Origin of the sequence: Blautia glucerasea, from assembly GCF_013304385.1 — a bacterium.
Taxonomy (GTDB): Bacteria; Bacillota; Clostridia; order Lachnospirales; family Lachnospiraceae; genus Blautia_A; species Blautia_A ammoniilytica.
In genome coordinates this window covers 1-20711 of record NZ_JAAITU010000057.1, presented here as the reverse complement: position 1 = coordinate 20711, position 20711 = coordinate 1, and the positions used below count along the sequence as shown (strand labels likewise).

Annotated in this window: 15 protein-coding genes and 1 tRNA gene; all 16 read right to left on the bottom strand. The window is 42.3% G+C overall.

The features are described from left to right. Nucleotides 1-334: 334 nt before the first annotated feature. The 16 genes from G5B11_RS16585 to holB all read right to left on the bottom strand — a co-directional run bounded on the left by G5B11_RS16585 (nt 335) and on the right by holB (nt 20500). Nucleotides 335-422 (bottom strand) — tRNA-Ser (locus G5B11_RS16585). A gap of 110 nt (nt 423-532) precedes the next feature. After that, nucleotides 533-1249 carry a lysophospholipid acyltransferase family protein gene (locus tag G5B11_RS16580; protein WP_173729110.1) on the bottom strand — a complete coding sequence of 239 codons (717 nt, stop codon included), beginning with the start codon at nt 1247-1249 and terminating at the stop codon, nt 533-535. Between the two features lie 85 nt (nt 1250-1334). After that, a complete protein-coding gene (locus G5B11_RS16575) occupies nt 1335-1883 on the bottom strand; it encodes a hypothetical protein (protein WP_173729109.1) in 549 nt (182 codons plus the stop codon). Nucleotides 1884-1885: 2 nt separating this feature from the next. Beyond that, on the bottom strand, nt 1886-4450 hold the full coding sequence (gyrA, locus tag G5B11_RS16570; protein ID WP_173729108.1) for a DNA gyrase subunit A: 2565 nt from the start codon (nt 4448-4450) through the stop codon (nt 1886-1888). Nucleotides 4451-4474: 24 nt separating this feature from the next. After that, entirely contained in the window at nt 4475-6400 is a 1926-nt protein-coding gene (gene gyrB / locus G5B11_RS16565; RefSeq protein ID WP_173729107.1) for a DNA topoisomerase (ATP-hydrolyzing) subunit B, read from the bottom strand. A gap of 245 nt (nt 6401-6645) precedes the next feature. After that, nucleotides 6646-9384: a leucine-rich repeat protein gene (locus G5B11_RS16560; RefSeq protein ID WP_173729106.1), complete on the bottom strand. Its 2739-nt coding sequence runs from the start codon at nt 9382-9384 to the stop codon at nt 6646-6648. Between the two features lie 255 nt (nt 9385-9639). Continuing rightward, complete coding sequence (locus G5B11_RS16555; protein WP_173729105.1) at nt 9640-10977, bottom strand: NosD domain-containing protein; 1338 nt, start codon at nt 10975-10977, stop codon at nt 9640-9642. A 14-nt stretch (nt 10978-10991) separates the two neighbouring features. Continuing rightward, a complete protein-coding gene (locus tag G5B11_RS16550) occupies nt 10992-12482 on the bottom strand; it encodes a glycoside hydrolase family 32 protein (protein WP_173729104.1) in 1491 nt (496 codons plus the stop codon). Nucleotides 12483-12498: 16 nt separating this feature from the next. After that, on the bottom strand, nt 12499-13329 hold the full coding sequence (locus G5B11_RS16545) for a carbohydrate ABC transporter permease (protein ID WP_158422839.1): 831 nt from the start codon (nt 13327-13329) through the stop codon (nt 12499-12501). Nucleotides 13330-13386: 57 nt separating this feature from the next. Next, a complete protein-coding gene (locus tag G5B11_RS16540) occupies nt 13387-14265 on the bottom strand; it encodes a carbohydrate ABC transporter permease (RefSeq protein WP_173729103.1) in 879 nt (292 codons plus the stop codon). Nucleotides 14266-14361: 96 nt separating this feature from the next. Beyond that, a complete protein-coding gene (locus G5B11_RS16535; protein WP_158422841.1) occupies nt 14362-15588 on the bottom strand; it encodes an ABC transporter substrate-binding protein in 1227 nt (408 codons plus the stop codon). Between the two features lie 344 nt (nt 15589-15932). Then, entirely contained in the window at nt 15933-16913 is a 981-nt protein-coding gene (locus tag G5B11_RS16530; protein WP_173729102.1) for a LacI family DNA-binding transcriptional regulator, read from the bottom strand. 82 nt (nt 16914-16995) lie between these two features. Next, complete coding sequence (gene rsmI, locus G5B11_RS16525) at nt 16996-17835, bottom strand: 16S rRNA (cytidine(1402)-2'-O)-methyltransferase (protein ID WP_158422903.1); 840 nt, start codon at nt 17833-17835, stop codon at nt 16996-16998. Between the two features lie 41 nt (nt 17836-17876). Further along, nucleotides 17877-18617 carry a tRNA1(Val) (adenine(37)-N6)-methyltransferase gene (locus G5B11_RS16520; RefSeq protein ID WP_158422904.1) on the bottom strand — a complete coding sequence of 247 codons (741 nt, stop codon included), beginning with the start codon at nt 18615-18617 and terminating at the stop codon, nt 17877-17879. Beyond that, a complete protein-coding gene (locus tag G5B11_RS16515) occupies nt 18610-19509 on the bottom strand; it encodes a PSP1 domain-containing protein (RefSeq protein ID WP_158422905.1) in 900 nt (299 codons plus the stop codon). Before G5B11_RS16515 ends, G5B11_RS16520 begins: the two co-directional genes overlap by 8 nt. Before the next feature lies 1 nt (nt 19510). Beyond that, nucleotides 19511-20500, bottom strand: coding sequence for a DNA polymerase III subunit delta' (gene holB / locus G5B11_RS16510; RefSeq protein ID WP_173729101.1), 990 nt, complete (start codon nt 20498-20500; stop codon nt 19511-19513). Between the last annotated feature and the right edge of the window lie 211 nt (nt 20501-20711).

The window sequence follows — 20711 nt, the reverse complement described above, 5'->3', positions numbered from 1 at the left end:
CAAGACAACCAACTAGCTTAGTTATCTCTCGTCATTACTGTTTTAAAGTTCATTCTTCCGAATGTGATTGTAAAAGAATTTTCGAGAATCGTATGTGTTTCACTGTTTAGTTATCAATGTTCGCTGTTTCTCACTGTCTTTCGACAGCTTATTTACTTTACCACATCTTCTTTTGTTTGTCAAGAACTTTTTTAAAGTTTTTCAAAGTTTTTTTGAAGATGAAGTTTTGTCATCCGTGTTGGCGACTTGACTACTTTATCATAGATAAATCAATTTGTCAACAGGTTTTTTATTTTATTTTTTACTTTAAAGTTGATTCAAAAGTAAAAAATAACGGAGAAGGAGGGATTTGAACCCTCGCGCCGCGTAAACGACCTATACCCTTAGCAGGGGCACCTCTTCGGCCTCTTGAGTACTTCTCCGGACTCCGAAATCATAATTTCTTATTCAATTGGAGTGCTGCTTTTTTCAAAGCGCATTAGTTATTATACTTAAGAACTTCTATATTGTCAATGGCTTTTTCTAATTAATTTTAATTATTTTCATATTTTTTAATCGTATCTGTAATACGGCTGCGCACTTCCTCTGCAATCTCCGTAGATTTCATATCTTTGTACTCTTCATATGGGATTGGCTCCAGAAAATGCACCTGCACAGTCAATGGTTTTGCCGATCCTGTATCGAAAGATTTATATGAATCAATCAATGCTACTGGCACAATAGGGCATTTTGCACGCATAGCAGCTTTAAAACTGCCTCCCTTAAACTCATGAGGATTGTTTTTGTCTTTATTTCTTGTTCCTTCTGCAAAGATCAGATAATTTCTTCCATTTTTAACTTCTTTTGTCACATTGATGATCACTTGCATAGACTGCTTAATATCTTCTCTGTCGATCATAAATGCCTTCATACATGTAAATACCTGCTTTAGAAAAGGTACCTGGAACACTTCTTTTTTGGCTACTACAGAAAAAGGCACGGGACAGCATTCCATAATTGCCAGTACATCATATAATCCCTGATGGTTGGGATAGAACATAAAACCATTTTCTTTCGGAATATTCTCAACTCCATAGCCCTGCACATTCAAATTACCACCTGTATTAGCCGCATGGTCTATCTTTTTCAGAAGCGCATATCTCTGTTCCTCGGTATACTTATCCACATGAGAAGCGTACCAGCACAACTTTATCCACAAATAAGGGATTCTGTACAGATTTTTCAATACCATTACGATTATTCTTTTCATTTGAACCTCTTTTCATTTTATACGAATCATTCTAAAATGGGCCGCCGCATGTTACCCTTTTGCGGCAGCCCTGATCTGCAGTTGCTTAAAGCTTCCCGGCAATGAGCTCCTCATATCCCGGATTCTTCATAATAAACGCATCATATTCCTTTGTATAATTCTTATAGGAATCAGTGGTCATAAATTTAGCATAATCTGTCGCCGCTTCCTTGCTCATATCTGCTGTGACCATGGACGGAGGAATCACATAATACTTCCGTCCATCTTTCTGAACCATATAGGTGCTGATACAGGGATATTCCTGTTTGTCCTTAAGAACCAGATTATAGATCACATACACATATACATAATCTTCTTTTTCCGCAAGCGTTTCACATTCTTTGATATTTACCTCGCTTGCTTCATGAACCTGAAAATACTTCAAGGTTGCAGTGATTTCCTTTTGAAGCACATCGTCCTCTTTGTCCTGCTGCACATAACAACTTTTCACTTTCTTTTCGCTGCCAGCCACATATTCTTTGATCAATGCCTCCACTACCCCTTCCGGTGACTTATGATTCACGCCACACCCGGTCATTGTCAGAATAAAAATCATTGCAATACATGCAGCCGTAAGATGCAATCCCTTTTTCATGACTATTCTAATTCCCCTTCAGTATCTGAATCCGGTTGTACCTCTTCGGAAATGATATCCTCTTCTGCACTTTCGCCCGGATCTTCTGCCTGTTTGTCTTCAGAAGCTTCTTCTTCCTTTTCCCGCACCTTTGCTACGCTTGCCACAGTAACGCCTTCCTTAAGATTGATCAGCTTCACCCCGGAAGTAATCCTTCCAAGAATCGAAATATCAGCGCACTGCAAACGGATGATCACCCCTTCTGTTGTAATCATCATGATCTCATTTTCTTCATTCACAGCTTTTGCTCCGATCACATTGCCGGTCTTTTCGGTGATCTTATAGCATTTCACACCTTTGCCGCCTCTGTTCTGGCAGCTGAATTCGGAAATAGAGGTACGTTTGCCCATACCATTTTCGGAAACAACCAGCAGATAATATCCCTGGGTATTCAGCTGCATGGAAACAACCTCGTCTCCATCGGCAAGGTTCATACCTCTGACGCCCATAGATACACGGCCTGTGCTCCTTACATCAGATTCTTTAAAACGGATACACATACCATCTTTTGTCACAAGGAAAATATTCTTCTTATTGTCTGTAGCTTTTACTTCGATCAGTTCATCATCATCTCTAAGTACAATGGCAGCAAGACCTGTCTTACGCACATTCACGTATTCAGTGATCGGTGTCTTCTTAACAAGACCCTTTCTGGTAGCCATCATCAGGTAATGACCTTCTTCAAACTTACTGATCGGTATTAGTGCCGTGATTCGTTCTCCAGGCATCAGCTGTAAAAGATTTACGATTGCTGTGCCTCTCGCTGTGCGGCTGGCCTCCGGTATTTCATAGGCTTTCAGTCTGTACACACGACCAGTATTGGTAAAGAACATCAGGTAATGATGGGTTGTGGTCATCAGAAGTTCTTCGATATAATCATCTTCCAATGTCTGCATGCCTTTAATGCCTCTGCCGCCTCTATTCTGGCTGCGGAAGTTATCTACGGTCATACGTTTAATATATCCAAGCTTTGTCATTGTGATCACTGTATTTTCTTTAGGAATCAGATCCTCTGTGGAAATATCATATACATCGTACCCAATAGCAGTCCTTCTCTCATCACCATATTTATCAGAAATCAGAAGGATTTCTTCACGTACAACACGGAGCAAAAGATTTCTGTCAGCAAGGATAGCCTGAAATCTTCGGATCTTTTCTTCCAGTTCCGCATACTCTGCCTCAAGTTTCTCTCTTTCCAAGCCTGTAAGAGCACGAAGACGCATATCAACAATAGCCTGAGCCTGCACATCGGTAAGTTCAAACCTGTCGATTAATTCCTGCTTTGCAATCTGAACGTTTCGTGCACCACGAATGATCCTGATCACTTCATCAATATTATCCAGGGCTTTTAAAAGACCTTCTAATATATGTGCACGTTCCTGTGCCTTATTCAAATCATATTTTGTCCTTCTGGTAACAACATCCTCCTGATGTGCCAGATAAGCCTCAAGAAGCTGTTTCAGATTCAGCACCTTAGGCTCAAGACTGCCACCTTTGGGCACTACGCAAAGCATGATCACGCCAAAAGTATCCTGCAGCTGTGTATGCTTATACAGCTGATTCAGCACAACATTGGCATTAGCATCTTTACGTAGATCAATACAGATCCTCATACCCTCCCGGCTGGAATGGTCATTCAAGTCTGTGATCCCATCAATCTTCTTATCTCTTACAAGCTCTGCGATCTTCTCCACCAGTCTTGCTTTATTTACCAGATACGGAAGCTCAGTAACAACGATCCTGGATTTGCCATTAGGCAGTGTCTCTATATTAGTCACTGCGCGAACACGGATCTTGCCGCGTCCTGTACGATATGCCTCCTCGATCCCTCTTTTGCCCAGAATGGTAGCTCCTGTAGGGAAATCCGGACCTTTTACGATCTCAAGAAGCTCTTCTATAGTCGTATCGCGCTGTTCTTCCACAATATTGTCAATAATTTTTACAACAGCACCAATAATCTCACGCAGATTATGAGGCGGAATATTGGTAGCCATACCAACTGCAATACCGGAAGTACCATTCACAAGAAGATTGGGAAATCTGGATGGAAGTACCACCGGCTCCCGCTCTGTCTCATCAAAGTTTGGCTGGAAATCAACGGTATCTTTATTAATGTCTGCAAGCATCTCCATGGAAATCTTGCTTAAACGAGCCTCTGTATATCGCATAGCCGCTGCACCGTCACCGTCCACAGAACCAAAATTACCATGGCCGTCTACAAGCGGATACCTGAAAGACCAGTCTTGGGCCATATTCACCAGTGCCCCATAAATAGAGCTGTCTCCATGGGGATGATATTTACCCATTGTATCACCAACGATACGTGCGCACTTACGATGCGGCTTATCCGGACCGTTGTTCAGTTCGATCATAGAATACAGTACGCGACGCTGTACTGGCTTCAATCCATCTCTTACATCCGGCAGTGCCCTTGAAGCAATAACACTCATAGCATACTCAATGTAAGATTCTTTCATAGTTTTTTCCAAATCCACTTCGTGGACTTTGTCAAAAATATTATCTTCCATAAATCATTTTCTCCCCTGCTGGAATCAGATATCCAGATTTTTTACAAACCTTGCATTCTCTTCGATAAATTCACGTCTTGGCTCTACCTTGTCACCCATCAAAGTGGTAAATACCAGATCAATCTCAGATGTGGCAGCCTCATCCATGGTCACTCGCAACAAGATCCTCTTCTCCGGATCCATGGTCGTCTCCCAAAGCTGTTCTGCATCCATCTCACCAAGACCTTTATATCTCTGGATCTTATTATTTCCATCACGGCCGATCTCTGTCAGAATATTGTTCAGCTCGTCATCATCATATGCATACCAGATCTTCTTATTTTTCTCGATTTTGTAAAGCGGCGGCTGAGCCAGGTAAACATAGCCCTGCTTGATCAGTTCCGGCATAAAGCGATACAGGAAAGTAAGGAGCAGTGTAGCAATATGTGCACCGTCCACATCCGCATCAGTCATAATGATGATCTTATGGTAACGAAGCTTTGAAATATCAAAATCCTCGTGGATGCCTGTTCCAAAAGCAGTGATCATCGCCTTAATCTCTTTGTTTGCATAAATCTTATCCAGGCGGGCCTTTTCAACATTCAGGATCTTGCCTCGAAGTGGGAGGATAGCCTGTGTGGCACGGTTTCTTGCAGTTTTTGCAGAACCGCCGGCAGAATCTCCCTCTACAATATAAATCTCACAGTTCTTAGGGTCCTTATCTGAACAGTCTGCCAGCTTGCCTGGCAGGGACATGCTGTCAAGTGCAGACTTACGTCTGGTAAGATCCCTTGCCTTTCTTGCGGCTTCCCTTGCACGCTGTGCCAGCACAGACTTCTCAATGGTTGTCTTTGCCACAGAAGGATTCTGCTCCAGAAAAATCTCCAGCTGCTTGCTTACAACACTGTCTACAGCGCCTCTGGCTTCACTGTTGCCCAGCTTCTGCTTGGTCTGTCCCTCGAACTGAGGATCCTCGATCTTAACACTGACAATAGCAGTAAGTCCCTCACGAATATCATCTCCGCTTAAATTAGGCTCACTGTCTTTCAGAAGCTTATTCTTTCTTGCATAATCATTAAAAGTCTTTGTAAGAGCATTTCTGAAGCCAACGATATGCGTACCGCCCTCCGGAGTATTAATGTTATTTACAAAGCCGTAGCTGTTCTCTGTATAGGAATCATTATGCTGCATGGCTACTTCCACGTATACGCCGTCTTTATTGCCTTCGCAGTAAATGATCTCAGGATACAGAGCCTCTTTGCTCTTATTCAGATAGGTTACGAATTCACGGATACCACCTTCGTAATGGAATTTCTTTTCTCTCTCGATGCCTTCTCTAGTATCCTTCAGAACGATCTTCAGGCCTTTTGTAAGGAAAGCCATCTCCCGCAGACGCTGTTTCAATATATCGTAATCGTAAACGGTTTCTTCAAAGATCTCTTTATCCGGCAGAAATGTAACTGTAGTCCCATGACGGCCTTCCTCACAGTCTCCTACCACTTTCAAAGGATACATGGTCTTGCCCCGCTCGTATCTTTGCTGATAAACCTTGCCCTCATGGTAAATGGATACTTCCAGCCATTCGGACAGTGCATTTACTACCGATGCACCAACTCCATGAAGACCACCGGACACCTTGTATCCTCCACCGCCGAATTTACCTCCTGCATGAAGAACTGTGAATACTACTTCTACTGCCGGGAGTCCTGCTTTATGATTGATCCCTACAGGAATGCCTCGTCCATTATCTGTTACTGTAATGGAATTGTCAGGATTGATTGTCACATTGATTTCTGTACACACACCTGCCAGCGCTTCATCCACTGAGTTGTCTACGATCTCATATACCAGGTGATGAAGTCCTCTGCTGGAGGTACTTCCGATATACATTCCGGGTCTTTTGCGTACTGCTTCCAGTCCTTCCAGTATCTGGATCTGGTCCGCTCCGTATTCCGTATTCTCTACGCCCATGTTGTTCCTCCCGTTTTTCTATAATAAAGACCATCTCAGGCCTGAGCTGTTTTTAAGCCCAATAACTCAAATTTATTATAACACAAAAACAAAGGGCGTGCCATGAAAATCGCAAAATTTCGCCGACCGGATACAACAAAACAGGTTCCGAACCTTATCACTCATTCACGATAAAGCCCGGAACCTGTTTTATTTTACATATTTTTAAAACTGAAATTTACTGTTCTATTTTTTCTTTTGCTATTTTATTTCTTTACCACTTTCTTACGTTTTCCCACACGTACCTTCAAGGTAGCTTTCTTACCGCTGGTGGTTCTGGCAGTGATGGTTGCCCTTCCATTGGCCTTCAACCTTACTACGCCCTTGGAAGAAACAGCTGCAACTCTGGTATTGGAGCTCCTCCAGGTTATCCTGTCTGTAGAATTGCCTGGCGTTAATCTGCCCTTTACTGTAAAACGGTATCCCTTATATGCAATAATGCTTTTCAGATTCAGCCGGATCCGCTTTGCCGGGATCTCCCTTACCGTCACAGTACAAGACGCCTTTTTCCCATTGGAAAGAGTTGCCGTTATAACAGCCTTCCCTTTTCTTTTTGCTGTTACTTTTCCGGTCTTGCTTACAACCGCCACCTTGGTATTGGAACTTCTCCACTTTGGAGTTTCATTGGCTCTTGCCGGTGTTGTAGTCGCTTTCAGAACTGCTTTTTTTCCCTTCAGGAGACTCAGTGTTTTTCTGTTCAGGCGAATGGTTTTCGCTGCAACAACCAGCTTGCCTTTTACTGCTACATTCACAGATCCGGACAATCCGGCACCACTGACAGTGATCACTGTCTTTCCTTCCGCTACAGCCGTAACATTTCCTTCACTGTCCACCTTTGCCACAGACGGATTGCTGCTGGTCCATGTGAAAGAATCCGGATCCGGTCTGGAATATACCCAGTCCCACCCTGGATTTTCGATCCGTGCACACAGAATCCTTTTCTGTCCCTGAGACATATTGGCAGTGCCCCGGTCTTCCCACTCTAAATAAAAGCTTTTCTGGTAATTTTGTGGATCTATTGGAATTGCTACCCTTACCTTCTTATCTGCCGGTTTTGAAAAAGCAGCCGTTTCTTCTGTGCCAAACATCTGAACCCAAAATTTTGTACCGCCCTGTTCAAAGCAGCCGATACCAATGGTTTTATATCCGGATGACATAATATTGGCTCTGTGTCCGGCGGAATTCATCCACTGATTCATAGCTCCGGTAGCAGATGTACTTCCTGCAGCAATATTTTCTCCGCTTGCCTTTGCATTGGCTGTAAAACAATCCTGTCCTGTTGGTCTTGTATGCGAAAAATCAAGACATGTTTCTACAGCACGGAGCATGGCTGATTCCAAAAGGCTTTCATCCATGGCAAGAGGTGCCAGACCTTCTTTGCCACGTTCCTGATTTACAATATCCAACACCCGATATGCATCATCGTAATGGTAATTTCCTGAATAATATAAGGTTTCCACCGTCAGGTAAGACCCATCTTCCATCTGTGTAAGGTGAGAAGGATAATCCACATTCAGATTGGTACATCCGCTAAACGCTCCTGCTTCAATCTTTTTCACAGTAGAAGGAACCTTAAGGTATGTAAGAGATTTACATCCCCAGAAATCTGCTACATCAATATTTTCCAGTCCTTCTGGAAGATTTACAGAAGTAAGGGCTGTACAATTAAAAAAGATTCTTGTGCCAAATTCCTTAATATTACTTCCAAGAGTTACTGTAGTAAGACTTGTACACTGCTCAAAGGTTCTGTATGGAAGAACAGCTACCCCATTTCCCACATAAGCTGTCACAAGGCTTCTGCACTCTTGCGCAATGCCGTATCCAATGGTTGTCACAGTATCCGGAATTGTAAGAGATGTAAGACCTGATCTGGCAAATGCCCAGTCTCCAATGGTTGTCACAGTAGCTGGAATAGATACCTGCTGCAAGGCTGTATTTTTGATAAAAGCCGAACCTCCTACCGTTACAACTCCATTTGGAATCGCATAGGAAGTATCTCTTTTCCCAGTTGGATAATCCAGTAATGTGCTTCCATCCTTTGTAAAAAGAACACCATTTTCTGCTTTAAAGGACGGATTCTGACTGTCTGCTGTATACTGGCTGATACTGGATCCGAAAAATGCCAGCGGATCATACGTAGTCAGGGATGCTGGAAAATGAAAAGCAGTAATCGACGTCTGCTGAAAAGCATACTCTCCTACTTCACGAACCTGTGATCCCATATTCAATGTTTCCAGATTGATGCAGTCTGCAAAAGCTGCTGTACCGATCACCTGAAGAGACTGTGGCAGTGTTACTGAATGAAGATTATATGCATTGTAAAAAGCTGCTTCACCAATGGATACAAGCCCCTCAGGCAAAGATATCTCACGCAGGGAGCCACATTCTATAAAGCTGTAATCGCCTACACGAGTAATCCCCGGAGAGATAATAATCGTACTGATCTGTCCTACATCATCTTTCCAGGGGGCACTCTTTGAATCCTCAAAATCCTTCATTGCTCCAGAGCCACTGACTGTGAATACTCCATTTACAAGTGTGGCGGTAATGCCATTTCCTGCATCATAGCTTTTGGTGCCTTCGTTCTCACCGGAAGAAAACAGATCTGTATCCGCATCCTCCTCCACATCTTCAAAAACTACCTCTCCCTCCTGGGAATCTTCCCCGGAAACATCGTAACCCTCCTCTGCGTCAGTAACTTCATCCTGATTCTCAACATCCTCAACAGATGTTTGGTCTTCCCCTGTTACAGGTGTGGCAGAAGAATCTCCTTCTGGCTCGCTCTCATCCGCTTCACTGCTGCCTGCTTCACTCTCAGCAGTTTCGCTGTCAGTTGTCTCGCTTGCAGTGAATTCACTACCGGCCACTTCCTCAGCCTGGCAGATCGCAGCCGACTGCACTGCCAGCATAAAACTTAAAATACCTGCTAAAAACTTCTTCTTCATGGTTTCCCTTCTTTTCTTCATGTGTATTTGTGACAGCCCGGGTATCAAATCCGTCTGCTTTAATTCCCTTTATTATACTACTAATGTTCCGTCGATTCTACCCAAAAGATAGGATAATCAACTTCTCCAAATTGACAGATAAATGACAGAAACAAAAAACGGTTGCCTTGATCTCGCAAATCCTGTTTGCGAAATCAGACAACCGTTTTCAGTTTCAAACCTTCTGTTTAATCTGTTTATTTTTTAATTTGTTTCTTATTTTCCCGGAATCCCTCTGAACACATTTGCGTCAAAATCCAGTGCTGCTTCGCTTTCCCTGCATGTATCCAGTATAACGTTATCAGAAGACGCTGCATCTACGCGCACAGCATCCACAGAAAGTCTTACCAGTTCATTCATGCTGAGCAAAGCCCCCACCTGTGCATCGAAGCAGGAAGAATCCCCTTCTTTTTCTTTTTTGTCTGCTTGTGTAGTCGCTACAATATGATTGCAGGCAACGTAATTTTCTGTTCCGGAAACCAGGCGGATCACCACAGGCTTTATCCCTGCCGGTTTTAAATATTGCATTTCTATGGTTTCAGAAATATGATTGCTGATCACAGAGTTGCAGCTTCCCTCTATATGAATAAGGCCATAATCATCATTCAGCCCATTATCATATCCCTGCATAGGCGGCCACGGCTCATGATCCCTCAGGAAATGATTAGAAGATACCAGATTTTCCCTGCAATCTTCAAAAATCAGCATGCCAGGATAAAAAGAGTGAAACCTGTTGGCTGTTACAGAGGATCTAAGCACACCTCTAAAATGAACAATGCTTCTGCCCCTGGGGAAAATATTGTTGGAAGCAACCAGTAAGCCTCCGAAATTTTCTGCATAAATTGAATGACCTCTGTATCCTGCACCCATAAGATTGTCTGTGATCTTAGATGCCTGTCCAGCACCCCGAAGTTCCACACAATTTCCACATTCTGCGATAAAATTATCATGTACAGACAGTGCATCTGAATTGTAAAGAGTCACGCCATGCTCCAGATATATGATTCCCATACCTGTGATTCTAAATGAATCCTGTGCACTGGCAACATAAATCCCGGTCTTTCCATTTACATATGTATTCTCAGGATCTCCATTCCCATCATCTACAAAATGAAGCCCATCTATGCAGAAATTTTCAAATTCCACAGAACTGATTCTTGGATCTCCTTCACGCTCTACTAAAAATGCCGCTCCTGATCTTTCGTCGTTTTTCTCAGGCTTCAGATCCACCAGGATCCTGCTGCCTCCAGGCCAAATATCATGAAGATCTTTCCACTGTTCCTGTGGTACATTATACCGGATACTGGACGACACAAATCCATGTCCGGAGCCTTGGATCTTCAGATAACTGATATCAATCTTTACCTGAGTTTTCAGGTGATAATCCCCAGAAGGAATATAAATAACCGCACCTGGTTTTCCCTCATCATTCACATCCGTTTCCTGTTGTCTGCTTTTAATATCTGCAAGGATGCTGTTGATCACTTCTCCAATATCCGTATACGGATTACCAACATGCCAGTCTGTCACATCATAGTAATTTTTACCAGCCATTTTTATCCCTCCGGTCACTCTTTCCTGAAACAGTCTTTTAATTTATATGATTCATAATTTCTGATCACTGCTTTTCCGCCATGAGCTGAAATACTCAACTGATCCTGCTGATCACCTGCAAAAATATTGTTTGAATGATTATTCCGATACTGATCTGTAAAAATTTCCAGAGAACTCTGATCAGAAAAAATATGAACATCCAGTTCGCTTTTATCATTAACCAACAGCACACTTCTGGATACACCTATGCTCCATCCATCAGAATTCTGCCTGTCCACAGACAATTCTCCATTTTTCAAATCAAAGATACAGCAGGTTTCTTTTCCGTCACCGCATCTAAATTTCATTTCTATACTGTCTGCGTCTGTTTTCTTAAGATCAAACACAAATTTCATCTCAAAGCTGATCCCGTCTCCTGCTTTTAACTGCTTCGGATCTTCTGTTATCAGCATTTCTTCCTGACAGAACCCGTCTTCACGGATATTCTTCATTTCCTCTATTGGAACAAACTGCAATGTACCATCATTACCAAGTTTTACTTCCCGAATCAGATTAAAGAAACCACACCATCCCTCCTGATAGGTAGGTCCCCAATCCTTAAAAAGCGGCATCCATTCCCATTCATTTGCCCAGGAAATGACCAGCCGTCTTCCATCTGGTGTTACAATGGACTGTGGTGCATAATAGTCAAACCCCCAATCCATTTCCCCACTTACATGAGAATCAAACCTGCCGGTTTCATAATCAAAATCCCCTACCAGATATACAGAGGTATGATCCCCTGATCCCATCGGTGAAAATGTGAGAACGTACTTATCTCCTAATGGATAGAAATCCGGACATTCCCACATAAATCCCCATTCTCCACGGCTTTCTGACAGTACATTTAAGTAATTCCAGTGATAAAGATCTTCAGATTCAAAAATCAGAGCCAGTCCTCTGTGATTGCGGCTTCCTCCGATCACCATATAATATTTTTCTTCATGCTTCCATACCTTTGGATCCCGAAATGAGTCCGGTTCGATTCCCTCCGGAACAGTGATCAGTGGATTTCCGGTATATTTTTCAAAATGAATACCATCCTCACTTATGGCAAGACACTGGGTCTGCACATTTCCATGTCCATGATTGGCTGTAGCTGTATAAAACAGATACATTTTCCCATCATGTTCAATGGCACTTCCTGAAAAGCATCCGCCCTTTTGAAAATCATCATATACCTCACTTGGTGCCAATGCCAGAGGAAGGTATTCCCAGTGAAGAAGATCCTTGCTGACAGCATGTCCCCAGTGCATACTGTCCCAGAAACCGCTATATGGATTTGTCTGATAAAAAACGTGATACTGCCCTTTAAAATAAATCAGTCCATTTGGATCATTCATCCATCCACATTGAGGCATTAAATGGTAATGCTGACGCATTTTTCCATTTTCCACATACTTCTTTTTATCATCTATTTCTTTTTGTGCTTTTGCAATTTTTTCGTTCATTAATAATTTAGTCACTATTTTCTCCATGTCATTACCCTTTTACAGCTCCGGCAGTCATTCCCTGAACAATGTATCTTTGCGCAAACATGGACAAAATCATTACCGGAAAACTGAACAGGAAAGCACCGGCACACATTGGTCCAAGATCCTGATTATATGCAGATAGGAAACCTGCAAGTCCTACGGTAAATGTTTTGGCATTCATGCTTGTCAGAAGCAATGAAAGCAGGAAATCATTCCATGCCAGAAACAATGTAAATATAAATGCAGTTGCAAGTCCAGGCGTACAGATTGGCAAAATAATCCTTCGGAAAGTCTGAAGACTGGTTGCACCATCCACGTATGCCGCTTCATCCAGAGTTGATGGTATTCCTTCGTAAAAGCTAAGCATGGTCCACATAACAAAAGGCATGTTGACAGCTGCATAGACAATAATCAGTGCAATCTTGGTATCATAAAGTCCCAGGTTACAGATGATTTCATAAATTGGAACTGCAATACTGGAAGTTGGAATCATTTTCAGACACAAGATCAGAACTACCAGCCATACAGACAACTTTGCTCCTGATCTTTGAATGGCATATGCAGCCAAAGATCCCAAAATTACCGCGATCAGTGTACTGCCTACAGCTGTAGTCAGACTGTTGATCAAATATTTTGCTGCATCCATTCTGGAAAAAAGTTGTGAAAAACTCTCTGTTGAAAATACTTTAGGCAGAAAGGACGGTGGAACTGCAACCACTTCTGATCCCGGTTTAAATGAGCAGCAGATTACATAAATATATGGAATCAACCAGAATAGTGTAACAATTATTGAAATAACAATTGCTATTTTCAGTTTGATACTCTTACCTTTTTTCATTTTCTTCTCCTTATTGAAATCCTTAATAATTACTGTTTAATACCTTCTCAACAGTTTTTATTTTTTCTTTGGATTCCATAAACTCTGCATGAATATTAAAGTGAATACCACAAGAACTATGATAAAGATAACAGCCATCGCACTGGCATATCCTGTGTTATTGTATTTTACAAGGGTCTTATAAATAACAATACTGATCGTCTCAGAGGAACTGCTGGGGCCGCCTTCTGTCATTGCCCAGATAATATCAAATGTCTTTGCTGCATCAATGATACGCACAGATAATGCAGTGAGCAGAACCGGCTTGATTCCCGGCACTTTAATGTAAAAAATCTCCTGCAGCTTATTGGCTCCATCCATTCTTGCCGCTTCGACCATGCTGCCATCCAAACCTTGAAGCCCAGCCAGAATCATCAGCATCATAAATGGTGTGGTCAGCCATATATCTGCGATGCAACATGCGATCAAAGACCATCTGGAATCCGCCAGCCACAGAATATCACTGGCGTTGGATAGGATTCCCATTCTCATCAACATCTCATTGACAATACCGAAATTTGAACTCATCATCAGTTTCCAGATAAGACCTGCAACCAATGGTGCAATCATAAGCGGAGTCATCATAAAAGACCGAACGATCTTGCTTCCTTTATAGTTGAGTTCAAACAGTAATGCAAAAATAAATCCAAGAATTGTTTCCACAGATACCGCTATCAGAATATAGACCAGTGTATTTTTCAACTGCTTCATAAATCCACCGGCAGTAAATGCTTTAATATAATTATCAAGTCCTATAAATGCCCGGTCCCCTGTGATGCCAACCTTAAAAAAGCTGTCAAATACCATTTTCATGATCGGATATATCAAAAAAGCACCCATGAAAATCGCACCCGGAAGAAAGAACAGCAATAATGTTTTCTTTGATATCAGTCTCATACTATTTCCCGCTTTCTCAAAACCAAGGGTGATTCAACTCTTTTTTTGTCAAACCACCCTTGGATCAATTATACACTCAATATGATCTATATGATCTTACTTGCCGATTGCTTCGATCTCATCTTTTGCAGCTGCAAGAGTTTCTTCCACATCAGCACCGCCCAGGCAGGATTCTACAACACCTACCAAAACTTCTTCTACCTGTGACCATGTTGTAACCATTGGTCTTGGCTGAGTCTGTGCTGCACCCAGTGTATCCAGAACTGCCTGTGTGTGCTCATTTCCAGCCTCTTTGGCAGATTCTTCGTATACAGAAGTACGTCCTGCGATCTTAAGTGTTTCATTCATGTAATCAGCATTATGATCATACATATACTCTACATATTTCAGTGCCATGTCTTTGTTTTCAGAGTTCTTCATCACGCTCTCATACCAAGGACCTGTTGTTGCTCCAATGCCTGCACTTCCACCAATCATCGGTGCACATCCAACCTTATCAGCTCCAAGTGCTGCTACTGCTGCCGGATACTGATGGCTCCAGTTCAGCTGCATGGCAACCTTGCCGTTTGTAAATAACTCCTGAGATTCTGTTGCTGCTGTAGCAAGAGAATCTGTAGGTGAATAATCTGCATTTGCCATTTCAACCATGAAGTTCAATGCATCTACGTATGCCTGGTCAGTAATATTTACATTTCCGTCTTTATCATATACAAGTCCTTCTGCACCGGCCTGGCATGCAAAATCAAGGAATGAACAAACTGCATCAGTACCACTTCCAAATACGGTTGTTCCATACATGTCATCTGTTTTCAACTCTTCTGCAAGTGCTTTATATTCATCCCAGGTCTTCGGCACTTTATCCTCCGGAATCAGATCTTTTCTGTAGATAAGGATCTTTGAATTCACCCACATTGGATATCCGAGAAGGTTGCCATCAATAGTTCCGCTCTCTTCCAGTGTTGGAAGAAAATCACTTGTATCAGCTCCTGTGATCGGTTCGATTGCATCCGCAAATGCTGCCAGCCATACAAAGTCCATACATGCAACATCGTGTGCAGCCTGGCCTGCCTTGATTTCTGTAGAAAGCTTATCGTACATACCTGTATAAGCAACTGCGTCAATCACAACCTTGCATCCTGTCTCTTTTTCAAAATCCGCAGCCGTATTGTTGGCCAGTGCTTCTGCCGGTGAACCACTTTCAACAAGAACAGTTATGCTGCCCCCATTTCCCTTATCCTCTGCAAAACATGGTACAACCATTCCAGCCATCATACTTCCAGTTAATGTTGCAGCAAGTAATGAATTAATAATTCTTTTTTTCATCTTTTTTCTCCTTACGTTTTCAACCTGTGATATTGGTGGTTATTAATATCATTTTGTTTAGTCATTTAGAATGCGTTTTGTTTACGTATCACCTGAACCGTTTAGATATTCTCCGGAGTTATCTAAATTTACGGGTTAAAAATTGGAAAACCTTTTTTTGTGTGGAACGCGTTCCACATCTATTAAAAAATTTCTGTTTTCCAATTCCTTTAAATTTATTATACTTTTTTTATTATTTTTGTCAATACACTTGTGATTTTTTTTCATTTTTCGTTCATTCTATCTAATTTCAGGTGTTTATTTTGCACAAAACAGACTGTTTTTTGTGCAAAACTTTCAATTTTCTAAACTGTTGTGCCCCCTTTCCGGAATGTGGGTTTTAAAATAATCTGACGGTTTTTGATTTTTTCCCCACTGATCAGCTCACACATACACTGAACAGATGCTTCAGCCATTTTGTCAATGGGCTGGACAATCGTACTGATCTTAGGCTCAACGATCTCTGTAATATAAGTTCCATCATATGACACAATCTTTACATCCTGAGGAATATTCTTATGCTGCCTGATCAGACCATTCATGCATTCAATAGCCAGCCGGTCTACTCCAAATACACCATCAAATTCAATCCCTTTTTCAAATATTTCTTCCACTACCTGATGATAATACTCAATATCAAGTCGGCGCCAGTCCAAATTATAGCAATAAGTTTCCACACCACGTTCATCCATGATCTTCTGAAATTCTGTGTGACGGTCATGGTACAGGGACTTTTTCTCAGCAGTACTTCTGAAATGAAGGATTTTCTTGCATCCACTGGCAAGCAGTACTTCTGCTGCCAGTCTTCCACCTTCTTTATGATCTACTGTTACAACAGGGATATATTCTCCAAGATAACGGTCAAGGGCAACGACAGGCTTCTGGATTCTGGAATATTCACTTTCATCCAGAGAAGACATGCCTGCGATCACCCCATCCACAATATGTCTGTTCAAAAGATCCAGATATTCAGCTTCTGACTTCACATCCTTCATGGTGCTGCAAAGCATGATTTTAAATCCGGCTCTGCGCAGTTCTCCCTCTACGCAGTCAATAAATTGGGCAAAAAAAGGATTCAGCACATTCGGAACCAGTACGGCAATGATGCCGCTTTTTTTATAGTAAAGATTTCTGGCAAGCTCATTAGGTGTATAATTCAGTTCTTTCATCGCAGCTTCTATCTTCGCTCTTGTATCAATGGAAACATATCCACTTTCATTGATCATTCTGGATACAGTTCCAACTCCAACTCCCGCCAGTTTTGCAACGTCCTTTATTCCTGCCATACTTTCACCTTCTTTCCCCATTCATATTCAATCAAGAATACCTGGCACAGTGTCACATGCAAGCGGCAAAAAGTCCTCTGCTTCACTGGATCAGATACTTATAAATTTCTCTTTTCGTCACGCCTCTGTCCTTTGCCACCTGCTTCATGGCTTCCTTACGTGGCATTCCCTGCTTTTCATAAAGCTCCATATGATCCTCAATAGAAATCTCTTCCCAGGATTCCTGGGCTTCCTTTTCCATCTCTTTTCTGCTTCTTCCCTGGATCACCAGCACGCATTCTCCTAAAGGCTTGCTGTCCTTATAATATGCCAGCAGATCATCTATTGTAGTAAGAAATGCTGTCTCATGCTTCTTGGTCAGTTCCCGGCATAAGGTCATTTTCCTGTTACCAAGAGCCTCCCTTAACTCTTCCAGGGTGCTTAACAGATGATGTGGTGCTTCATAAACGATCATAGTTCTTGTTTCATTCTTCAGTTCTTCCAGAACCGCCCTGCGCTCTTTCTTATCAGAGGGAAGAAAGGCTTCAAAAGCAAATCGCCTGGTAGGAAGCCCGGACATGGTAAGAGCTGTAATACAAGCAGCAGGACCAGGCAGGGAGGTCACTTCAATCCCCGCCTGGTGGCACATGGAGACCAGTTCTTCCCCCGGATCTGAAATCCCCGGAGTACCTGCATCTGTGATCAGAGCGATATTGGCACCTTGACGCATCTTTTCAACCAATACCATCCCTTTATCAATCTTATTATATTCATGATAGCTTGTCATAGGCGTTTTGATCTCAAAATGATTCAGCAGCTTAATACTATTCCTGGTATCCTCCGCTGCGATCAGATCCACCTCTTTCAATGTACGCAGAACCCTGAAAGTAATATCCTCCAGATTCCCGATTGGTGTTGCGCATAGATATAATTTTCCGCTCATAAATTCCTCATTTCAGATACAACTGTATAATCATCCTTACCTCATACCATCCCATACAGTTCCAAGATAGACTTTGTGTAAACCCCCGGCTTTTCATAAACGATCAAAGGCCTTTCCACTGTGATCCGCGGATTACCGCCTTTCACAGCTTCAATCAGAACCATGTTGGGTTCCTTATCAATATATGGATAAACCAGCTGCATTCTCTTTGGCTCCAGCTTGTATCTGGTCAGAACATTCATGATCTCAGCCAATCGAAAAGGCCTGTGCACCATATAAAAACGTCCTCTGTCCCCTAGTACCCTGGCTGCCTGGCTTACCACATCTTCCAAAGTACACAGGATCTCGTGTCTTGCAATTGCCTTTGGCATATGGGGATTGGTCAGCCCATGGGCACCGATCATATAAGGAGGATTACAGGTAATAACATGAAAAGAAGCTGCCCCGAAAATACTGACAGCTTCCTTTATATCTCCCTGTATGATCTGAATCCTGTCCTCAAGGCCGTTATACTTTACACTTCTTTCTGCCATCTGGGCGCAATCCTCCTGGATCTCTATCCCGGTAAAATTCTTTCCCTTTGTTTTGGCAGATAAAAGAATGGGGATAATGCCGGTACCTGTACACATATCAAGTACCTTTTCCCCTTCCTTTACCTTTGTAAAACCTGACAGAAGCACTGCATCCATGCCAAAACAGAACTTTTCCCTGTCCTGGATCACATAACAGCCATTCTGCAGATCATCTACACGTTCATTTTCTTTTACAAGATCTTTATTCATCCAGCTTGGAGTCTCCCTTTTTGTCTTCCAGATTCTTAAGTTCTTTCAGTTCCTGCTCTGAAATCTTCACTTTCTTTTTCCTTGGGCGGAACTTCAGATCCTCCACAGCAAACTCCTGGATTTCTTTTTCATCGTTAATCTCAACAATAACCTTTACTCTCTGCCTCAGTACATTCACACTGTGTACAGTTCCATGAAGGCCATCCGGAGTGATCACCGTATCACCATTTCCGGGAAGACGCTTGTTTAACTCCTCGTAGGTTTCCTGCTCATTTTTCAGACAGCACATCAGTCTTCCGCACACACCAGAAATCTTGGTCTGGTTCAGAGAAAGGTTCTGCTCTTTTGCCATACGAATGGAAACCGGTGCAAACTCTGACAGATAAGTATGACAGCAAAGGCACCTGCCGCAGATCCCAATACCTCCCAAGATCTTTGTCTCGTCCCTTACTCCAATCTGACGAAGCTCGATCCTGGTCTTGAAAATGGCTGCCAGATCCTTTACCAGCTGTCTGAAATCAATACGTCCGTCTGCTGTAAAATAAAACAGCACCTTATTGTTATCAAAAGTATACTCTGCATCGATCAGCTTCATTTCAAGCCCATGTTCACGGATCTTCTTCTGACAAATCTTGAAAGCATCCTTTTCCTTCATGCGATTCTGGGCTTCTCTTTCGTCATCATCCTTTGTTGCCACCCTGATCACTTCTTTCAGAGGATGCACCACATCTTCTTCTTTGATATCTCTTGGTGCAAGCACAACCTTGCCATACTCCACACCTCGTGCTGTCTCAACGATCACATGATCTCCTACTTTTATTTTGTAGGTCTTAGGGTTAAAATAATATATTTTTCCTACATTTCGGAATCTTACACCAACTACCTTTGCCATTCTATTTCTCCCTGATTGTCAGAAACAGTAATTCCAGTGCCAGTTCCGTATTAACATTGGCACGCAGACGTACTTTTGTCTTATCCAATGCTTCCAATATCTTTTCCAGATTCTCATACGAACGCTGACTGGCCTGTTCCCTGATATAATTGATTTCCTGCTTAAATACCAGATTATCAATCTCTCTGGTAGCTTTGAACATCAGAACATCCCTGAACCAGAACTGAAAAATATCCAGATAGTCATTAATATTCTGCTTCTCACTGGACAGATTTTTAATGGCTTCTGTCAGCTCATATACTTCCATGGAATCTGCATACTTCAGAATCTTAAGTGCCTTCTGAGTAATATCCGCAAACTCCTGAGAGGTGGCTGCTTCCTTTGCCTTGCCTATACTGCCATGTGCAAAAGATGCATCAATCTCTGCCTGATAATCCGGTATATGAAGATGCTCCATCAGATATTTCTTTACCAGTCCATCATCCACTACCTTCAAATCCAGACGTACACATCTGGAACGGATGGTAGGCAGAAGGCCGTCAATATTACTGGTAAGCAGCATGATCACAGCGTATTCCGGAGGCTCTTCAATGGTTTTCAGAAGAGCATTCTGCGCCTGCGGTGTCATGATCTCTGCATCCGGAATAATATAGATCTTATGTGGACTGCTGTAAGGCTTAATATCCACATCATTTACTACCTGCTCACGTATTTCATCAATACTGATGGTGTTTGGTTTTTCATGCTTCACCATGATGATATCCGGGTGATTCTTACCAATAGCTCTCTTACAGGATTCGCACTTCCCACATGCATTCTCTCCACCTGCTTCACATTGCAGTGTCATTGCATAAATGCCGGCAAGCAACCGCTTTCCGGATCCCGGTTCTCCGGCAAAAATATAGGAATGTGATATCTTTCCTGTTTTGATGGCATTTTGTAAATGCCTGATAATCTCTTCATGCCCTATCACATTATTAAACCCTACCATAGGAATCGCCCCTCTCTCATCAATCTTGTTTCAGTATATCATATTTTCGGATATAATGCTACAATTTACACAAGACGCCAGATCCGAAAACGAAGGCCTGATATATCGTTTCTGTGACATGCTCCCACCACTTAAATTTCAGATTTTGAAGTGGGGGCTTCTTGCTCAATGGCTCTACTGAGCCAAGTATCTACAAGCTATTCTCGCGTGT

Bases quoted from the DNA above. Each gene is read 5' to 3' on its own strand.
- G5B11_RS16540 (WP_173729103.1), bottom strand. From the start codon at position 14,265: ATGAGACTGATATCAAAGAAAACATTATTGCTGTTCTTTCTTCCGGGT.
- rsmI (WP_158422903.1), bottom strand. From the start codon at position 17,835: ATGAGCGGAAAATTATATCTATGCGCAACACCAATCGGGAATCTGGAG.
- G5B11_RS16560 (WP_173729106.1), bottom strand. From the start codon at position 9,384: ATGAAGAAGAAGTTTTTAGCAGGTATTTTAAGTTTTATGCTGGCAGTG.
- G5B11_RS16555 (WP_173729105.1), bottom strand. From the start codon at position 10,977: ATGGCTGGTAAAAATTACTATGATGTGACAGACTGGCATGTTGGTAAT.
- G5B11_RS16530 (WP_173729102.1), bottom strand. From the start codon at position 16,913: ATGGCAGGAATAAAGGACGTTGCAAAACTGGCGGGAGTTGGAGTTGGA.
- G5B11_RS16535 (WP_158422841.1), bottom strand. From the start codon at position 15,588: ATGAAAAAAAGAATTATTAATTCATTACTTGCTGCAACATTAACTGGA.
- G5B11_RS16545 (WP_158422839.1), bottom strand. From the start codon at position 13,329: ATGAAAAAAGGTAAGAGTATCAAACTGAAAATAGCAATTGTTATTTCA.
- G5B11_RS16580 (WP_173729110.1), bottom strand. From the start codon at position 1,249: ATGAAAAGAATAATCGTAATGGTATTGAAAAATCTGTACAGAATCCCT.
- holB (WP_173729101.1), bottom strand. From the start codon at position 20,500: ATGGTAGGGTTTAATAATGTGATAGGGCATGAAGAGATTATCAGGCAT.
- gyrA (WP_173729108.1), bottom strand. From the start codon at position 4,450: ATGGAAGATAATATTTTTGACAAAGTCCACGAAGTGGATTTGGAAAAA.
- G5B11_RS16520 (WP_158422904.1), bottom strand. From the start codon at position 18,617: ATGAATAAAGATCTTGTAAAAGAAAATGAACGTGTAGATGATCTGCAG.
- gyrB (WP_173729107.1), bottom strand. From the start codon at position 6,400: ATGGGCGTAGAGAATACGGAATACGGAGCGGACCAGATCCAGATACTG.
- G5B11_RS16575 (WP_173729109.1), bottom strand. From the start codon at position 1,883: ATGAAAAAGGGATTGCATCTTACGGCTGCATGTATTGCAATGATTTTT.
- G5B11_RS16515 (WP_158422905.1), bottom strand. From the start codon at position 19,509: ATGGCAAAGGTAGTTGGTGTAAGATTCCGAAATGTAGGAAAAATATAT.